Source organism: Aquiflexum sp. TKW24L (assembly GCF_023502205.1).
GTDB lineage: Bacteria > Bacteroidota > Bacteroidia > Cytophagales > Cyclobacteriaceae > Cognataquiflexum.
On sequence record NZ_JAMFLG010000082.1, the window covers coordinates 1 to 1426 of the forward strand.

At 44.4% G+C, this 1426-nt stretch carries 2 protein-coding genes; both read left to right on the plus strand.

Features of this window, described 5'->3' with window-relative positions; genetic code table 11:
• Positions 1-54 precede the first annotated feature (54 nt).
• On the plus strand, positions 55-435 hold the full coding sequence (locus tag M3O96_RS21840) for a transposase (RefSeq protein WP_249725408.1): 381 nt from the start codon (positions 55-57) through the stop codon (positions 433-435).
• 11 nt (positions 436-446) lie between these two features.
• Positions 447-1310 carry an IS3 family transposase gene (locus M3O96_RS21845; protein ID WP_249725410.1) on the plus strand — a complete coding sequence of 288 codons (864 nt, stop codon included), beginning with the start codon at positions 447-449 and terminating at the stop codon, positions 1308-1310.
• Positions 1311-1426: the final 116 nt, after the last annotated feature.

The window sequence follows — 1426 nt, forward strand, 5'->3', positions numbered from 1 at the left end:
TGACATGTCCTGAAATAGCTTGACAGAAAAGTCAAACTATAAACAGGTGAAATTATGACAAAACAGGTTCAAACAGTTAATCGGTACAGTATTGGATTCAAAAGACAGGTAGTAGAGGAGTACGAGTCAGGCTCTTCTATAAGTTATCTCCAAAAGAAGTACGGCATAGGTGGGGCGACTACGGTCCAGAAGTGGGTAAGGCATTTTGGAAAAGACCATCTTTTAAACAAAATAGTAAGGGTAGAAACCATGGATGAGAAAAACAGACTTAAGCAACTTGAAGAAGAAAACAAGAAACTGAAGGAAGCCCTTGCGGATTCGATCATAGCGAACAAATGTCTGGAGACACTGATTGAAGTGGCCAACGAGGAGTATAGGACGGATTTAAAAAAAAACTTTGGCACAGGTGCGTTGGGCAAAGGAAAGAGGGGTTAAATGTGGGAAAAGTGTGTAAATATTTCGGTTACAGCAGATCGGCCTATTACAGCTGGGCGAGTGACCGTATCGGTGAAGAGACCGGCAATGATCTTGTGCTTGATCTTGTAAGGGATCAGAGAAGGGTACATCCAAGAATGGGCGGGAGAAAACTTTACCATCTTCTCGGGGATGACATTGCAAGGATGGGGGTGAAAATGGGTCGGGATAAGTTCTTTAGGTTACTGTATTCAGCAGGGCTTTTGGTCCACCGTAAAAAGAAGTATGTGGTTACCACACAATCATTTATGCGTTACAGCCAGTTTAAGGACCATTTCAACGGAAAGGTCTGGACATTGGCCCACCAGGCATGGGTATCTGACATAACTTACATCCGCGTGGGTGATACTTTCAGATACCTTTTTCTGATAACCGATGCTTACAGCAGGAAGATAGTCGGGTGGTTTCTGGGAAACACTCTGGAAGCAAGATGGGCTGTCGAAGCCCTGAAAATGGCCATCAGGCAGTGTCCCGATCCAATGGGGCTTGTCCATCATTCTGACAGGGGTTTCCAGTATTGCAGCAAGCTGTATACAGCATTGCTCGAAGAAGCAGGTATCCAATCAAGCATGGGGGAGGCGGGGAACTGCTATGACAATGCCATGGCCGAAAGGGTCAACGGTATATTGAAAACAGAGTACCTGCTCGATGCGACATTTGCAAATCTGGCAGAGGCACTTTCAGCTGTAAAACATGCGGTGGCGAGTTATAATGAAAAAAGGCCGCACATGTCCTTGGAAATGAACAAACCAAATGACATCCACAAGGGATTGTCAGTGTTTTCATCTCTCAAACGCAAAGGTAGCACAAGACAGAAACCTGTCAAGGCTATATAAACGCCGCTACGCGTCGGCCTTGACAGATTTCCTTACTTGTGCTATGTGGCATTTAAGAAGATTGAAAACAAAAGAAAAACAATGAAAAAAGTGTCAAGTAAATTCAGGACGTGACA